Raw genomic sequence first — 4835 nt, 5'->3', positions numbered from 1 at the left:
CAACTGTCGGTGAAGGAGATCGCCGCGAAACTTCATTTCCACGATGCCTCGCATTTTATTAAATGGTTTCGAAAGCGGGCGGGGTGCACGCCCAAGACCTGGCGCTCCAGGAGCGGGCGTATATAGCTTGATACTCTCCACTCCGCTTCGAAGTGGAGCGTTTGCGTCTGTCCAAACCGCTTCGCGCACTGCATGACTGGATAAATTGTGCATTAGGATCACTTTAGTTTTATATAATAGTCAAATGATATATTGACTATCGTATTGTCGCTTGCAGGGTGCTGGCATGACTGGAAAAACTCACACTTTACGCAGCACCCTATTGACGACGGATCTACTTCTGCCGCTACGCCTAGTGGCCGGTTGGACCTATTTTTCGGCCTTTTGGCGGCGTCTCATTTTAGCAGACAAATTAAACCCCGATGTCGCTGGCTACGTGGGTGACAAGTTTAACCACTTTCTTCCCAATGCGCTCTTCATTAAGCCAATCATCGAGTACTTCGTCACGCATCCAGAGCATTTGCTGATTAAGCTATGGATCTTCACCATCGTTGAAGCCGTGGTCGGACTGGCGCTTATTTTGGGCTTCATGACTCGCCTAATGGGATTGATTATGAGTCTACTCGCCTTAGGCATCTTACTCGGAGCAGGCTGGTTGGGGACGACTTGCCTGGATGAATGGCAAATTGGGGTCTTGGGGATTGCAGCGGGGTTCGCTTTTGTCTTTGCGGGCGGCGGGCGTTTCTCCTTGGATTATTTGCTGGAAACCAGGCGCAGCTCGTTCGTTCAGCACCCTGTTTGGAGCTGGTTCAACTTCGATTGGTTGCAAGGCCGTCGCCAGACCATCGCCATCCTGACCGCTTCGGTCTTTGCTTTTAGCTTAACCTTGTTCACCAATCAGGTTTTTCACGGTGGCGTCTGGGGAACTTTGCATAATAAATCCGTGCGCCCGGTTGTGGAAGTCAGTCATGCGCAGATTCTGCCCGAAGGTTTAGAATTCACTGCTTACCGTGTCGAAGGCGCAGATGTCTATGGCTCCTTTCTAATTGGAGTCCGCATACTGAATGCGGCTGGCGAAGCACAGCTCGCTTGGTCTGCGGAGGATCTGGCTTCCTTACCCGCGGAGTCGATTTCCAATCGTTATGTCTCTCAGATCAAATCTGGCGCGCATAGTTTAATTCTACCGCTGGGGGCAAAAGCTGACATCCGTCTCCAACACCCAGACCTGCGAATGCTTGCCGCAGGAGATTACCACGTAGAACTGCTCGACATCAGCGGCGCAACTTGGTCTGCTCCGATCACCTTAAGCACTGAATGATGAATGGACTTTTAAAAGACAAACAGACCGAACTCTACCAGCAATTGGCTCGTCTCGGAGAGGCACTCTCCAGTCCACATCGGTTAAAGATCGTCAGCTTGCTCAGCCAAGGCGCCAAGACTGTCGACCAGCTTGCCGGGCTCATCGGGCAGTCCAAAGCAACCACCAGCGCGCATCTCAAAGTGCTGGAGAATTCAGGTATGATGTTGAAGCGCAAGCAGGGGCGCTACGTGTGGTGTCGCTTGGCCAACCGTAAGACCTTACAATTCTGGTTGGATCTGCGCAGCCTGGGGCAAGATCTGCTGCCAGAGAGCCGAGAAATTGTGCAGACCCACTTTTCAGATAAAGACTCTGTTTCAGACCTCGATCCCGCGACGCTCTCCCAGCGACTCGCAACAGAATCCTTAACACTGCTCGACCTACGTCCCTTAGACGAATTCGAAGCGGGGCATCTCCCCACGGCCCGCCACTTACCCTATGCAAAATTAAGCGAGCAGCTGTCACAACTCGTGGGCGATACACCCTTACTCGTTTACTGTCGTGGTCCCTATTGCTTACAAGCGCTCAAAGGAACCGAGACGCTACGCGAGAAAGGTTTGCCCGCCCAACGGCTAACATTCGGTGCACCCGAATGGTTCGCTGAAGGATTGAGTTTAGAGGCTGAAATCGAGGTCTAATCTAATTTCGATGTCACATTTGAACGAGTGAGATCGATCAGGTCACAATCTCGAAACTCTGTTGCGAGCTTCTATTACGACTCCCAGGCTATTAGCGATTGCGTTTGATTGTTCGACGAGAGCAAGTAAGTCCAACTGTCATCAAGCTCAAGAGCAGCGCATAAGAACTAGGCTCTGGTACCGTAGTGCCTTGCACTTCAAAGTTAGTAATACCAAGTGCAAATGCGGTAGTTGACGTACCATCCGAGTACGCATCATTTTCCGCATATAAACCCACTGCTGTCACATTATTTAGATCGAGCGTTGCAAAAATAGCGGTCCCTTGATCAAAATCAAGTGAGTCGTAGGGAGTATATTCCGCCCAGGTTTCTAATAATAACGTAGATTCAGAAATCTCGAAAGTGTTGCTGTATCCCATCGTTGCTGTTGTATTGGAGAGATAGTAAGTGCCTCCAATTTGCACCAAGAAGCGGGCCGTTAATGCTCCATCCCCGTAGCTATTACTTTTTACTGACAAGCTGGTTATATTATTCGAACCACTTTGGTGGCCTGTGGCAAAATCTTCTTGTTTGAAAAGGTAAAGCGTGTGTGCCGATAGGGTGCTCCCTGTGAAATTATCACCGCTGTAGGCTTGGAAGAATATGCGATCAAGGTTGTTACGGATTCGTTGTCCTGAAATCGAGCCATTTTTAGTGCTACTGGAAAAATCATAGCCACCATAAAACTTTTGGCCCGTATAAGTCGTGGTTGCAGGATCTGGGCTTAATACATCTACATCGCTAAACGTTAAGGTGTCTGTATAATTGTTTAATCCAGTTCCAGCACTGGAATAAATTGCATCACGGCTAAAACTAGCATCTGCGGTCACCATGTCGGTTCCGAAACTCAACAGAGTATCTGCATTTGATACGAGAGGAAGTAGTGCAATTGATAGGGTAGCTATGGGGTATTTCATATTCATTCCTTTTTTGTGTATTAATCTATGAGCCTATTGGCATGTGTATGCTATGTGATCGTTCTTGAGCGTCACAATGAATGTTAAGACTAACACATGTTAGGTTGGTGTTGTGGGGGTGTTGTAGGGGAATGACTCTCAACCAATACGTCTGCTCAAAAAGAAATGGCCTTTGAGAAAATGTGCCATGGGTGGGCTTTGGGTACTGAGGACATTAAACGTAAATTGCTCGAAACCGGGGCTTGCTTAAAGATGGGAACAATCAGGCGATTCGTTTAGAAGGCAAATAACTGCAGGAGGCGAATGAGTTAGAATGGGAAGCGATCCTGAATCGGGGGTTGAAGATCTTGGGCAAGGAAATTGACGATATCACGAATGATCGAAAATCTGCATGCTGGAAAGTTTGGATCGCGAGCGTGTTGAAACAGCGCAGTTCCGCGACGAATGTGTGGATCGCTCGACAACTGAATATGGGAACCCCTCAGGCCGTAATCATACACGTCGGAAGACTGAATAGGGTCAAACTTGCTAAGGACAAAGAGTATCAAGATTTTATTTATGGATTTACGAAATGACTCTTTTTTCCTTTTGAAATCGAAGCGATAACTGTTCTTACGGGGAGATTTTTATATCCTACGTTTGGCCGCTTTTTAGGCCTTTAATTCAAAGAAATACGAAATTCCCCATGTCATCTTTTGGCCTCCAGAATGGAAGAGCCTACAAAAACATGAAAAATTGGACTGACCCTTTTTAGGTCGACCCTTTTTAGGTCCGCAACAGAATCAACCAGCCATGAGTTCTTGAGCGGTGTGCGCGGTCTTTTTTAGGTCGGCGTGTTCGCGTCTGGCTTTGCGGAGGTCGTAGTCGGCTTGGAGGTTAATCCAGAATTGGGCTTCCATTTGAAAGAAGTAGCCGAGGCGTAAGGCATACTCCCCCGTGATGCGACGCTTGCCGTGAATCAGTTCGTTGAATCGAACATAGGGGATGCCCGCACCGAGGGCGACCGCTTTCTGTGAGAGGCCCATGGGCTCGATGAACTCCTGTAGTAGCAGCGTGCCGGGCGGGTCGAGAGGAATGTAGGTTTCGTTTTTCATGGTAGCTTTAGTGGTAGTCGACTATCTCTGCGTCGTGGGCATTGCCGTCCTTCCAATGAAAGCAGATACGCCATTGATTGTTGATACGGATACTATGCTGGCCTTTGCGGTCGCCAGTGAGGGCTTCCAGGTGATTGCTGGGTGGGACACGAAGCGTTTCGAGTTGTGTGACTGTGGCAATGAGTCGGAGCTTGTTGAGTGCTCTTTGCTGAATATCGGCAGGGAGCTTTTTAGAATAGCATCCTCCAAATATTTTGGCTGTTTCTTTGCATCGAAAACTCTGAATCATGGATTAACCTAAAATTACAGATTTGTGAGATAGGTCAAGGGCAATCACCGTAATCTGTGATTTTGGAGGGTGATTGAATGAATACGCGGCCTCGTGTCCCGTTTCGTTCCCATAAATGTGAATAGTACAAACACATTCCATCTTGGGAAATATTTAATAATTATGATTTTTTGGATCCTTATTTTCGGCCGTGCGGACAATGTGAATTATGTCAAATTGCAAACATAACGACATGTCATCTTTTGGAGCCTGGGTGTTGCGGTCAACTATGACGAATTTAGCAGGCATTTATTTATAGTAACATATTGTAAAATAGGCACAATGTTGAAGTCCGACAGACTCTTAAGTCCGTGCCATTCTACTCTGCCCCCTTTTGGGTCCCCTAACGACGTGACCCGAATGGCACGGACTTAAGCAGCTTTATCGAGAATATCAGCAAGTGTGGATGCGTGTAAAACGTAGGGCTGTCACTTGTGACACGCCGCATGGAATCTAGCCTCCG

General features: G+C 48.0%; 6 protein-coding genes. 3 read left to right on the top strand and 3 right to left on the bottom strand.

Translation table 11 applies throughout. From position 1 onward, the window contains the following. Window positions 1-9 precede the first annotated feature (9 nt). From QEH52_RS20820 to QEH52_RS19020, 3 genes are all read left to right on the top strand, one after another. Window positions 10-126: a helix-turn-helix domain-containing protein gene (locus tag QEH52_RS20820; protein WP_425609301.1), complete on the top strand. Its 117-nt coding sequence runs from the start codon at window positions 10-12 to the stop codon at window positions 124-126. A 160-nt stretch (window positions 127-286) separates the two neighbouring features. Beyond that, window positions 287-1318 carry a TQO small subunit DoxD gene (locus QEH52_RS19025; RefSeq protein ID WP_308952539.1) on the top strand — a complete coding sequence of 344 codons (1032 nt, stop codon included), beginning with the start codon at window positions 287-289 and terminating at the stop codon, window positions 1316-1318. After that, complete coding sequence (locus tag QEH52_RS19020; RefSeq protein WP_308952538.1) at window positions 1315-1995, top strand: ArsR/SmtB family transcription factor; 681 nt, start codon at window positions 1315-1317, stop codon at window positions 1993-1995. The genes QEH52_RS19025 and QEH52_RS19020 overlap by 4 nt, the downstream gene beginning before the upstream one ends. Before the next feature lie 91 nt (window positions 1996-2086). Here QEH52_RS19020 and QEH52_RS19015 read toward each other — a convergent pair whose 3' ends face one another. The 3 genes from QEH52_RS19015 to QEH52_RS19005 all read right to left on the bottom strand — a co-directional run bounded on the left by QEH52_RS19015 (window position 2087) and on the right by QEH52_RS19005 (window position 4333). Beyond that, window positions 2087-2950, bottom strand: a complete 864-nt coding sequence (locus QEH52_RS19015) for a hypothetical protein (protein ID WP_308952537.1) — start codon at window positions 2948-2950, stop codon at window positions 2087-2089. Between the two features lie 782 nt (window positions 2951-3732). Next, the gene (locus QEH52_RS19010; protein ID WP_308952536.1) at window positions 3733-4044 is read right to left on the bottom strand and encodes a HigA family addiction module antitoxin; all 312 of its coding nucleotides are present in this window, start codon (window positions 4042-4044) and stop codon (window positions 3733-3735) included. A gap of 7 nt (window positions 4045-4051) precedes the next feature. After that, the gene (locus QEH52_RS19005; protein WP_308952535.1) at window positions 4052-4333 is read right to left on the bottom strand and encodes a type II toxin-antitoxin system RelE/ParE family toxin; all 282 of its coding nucleotides are present in this window, start codon (window positions 4331-4333) and stop codon (window positions 4052-4054) included. Window positions 4334-4835 lie beyond the last annotated feature (502 nt).

It is taken from the genome of Thalassobacterium maritimum, assembly GCF_031127805.1.
GTDB lineage: Bacteria > Verrucomicrobiota > Verrucomicrobiia > Opitutales > Coraliomargaritaceae > Thalassobacterium > Thalassobacterium maritimum.
The sequence above is the reverse complement of the archived record's forward strand: the minus strand, read 5'-3'. Positions and strand labels throughout refer to the sequence as shown.

Coding starts and splice junctions, on each gene's coding strand:
- QEH52_RS19010 (WP_308952536.1), bottom strand. CDS start 4,044: ATGAAAAACGAAACCTACATTCCTCTCGACCCGCCCGGCACGCTGCTA.
- QEH52_RS19005 (WP_308952535.1), bottom strand. CDS start 4,333: ATGATTCAGAGTTTTCGATGCAAAGAAACAGCCAAAATATTTGGAGGA.
- QEH52_RS19020 (WP_308952538.1), top strand. CDS start 1,315: ATGATGAATGGACTTTTAAAAGACAAACAGACCGAACTCTACCAGCAA.
- QEH52_RS19025 (WP_308952539.1), top strand. CDS start 287: ATGACTGGAAAAACTCACACTTTACGCAGCACCCTATTGACGACGGAT.
- QEH52_RS19015 (WP_308952537.1), bottom strand. CDS start 2,950: ATGAAATACCCCATAGCTACCCTATCAATTGCACTACTTCCTCTCGTA.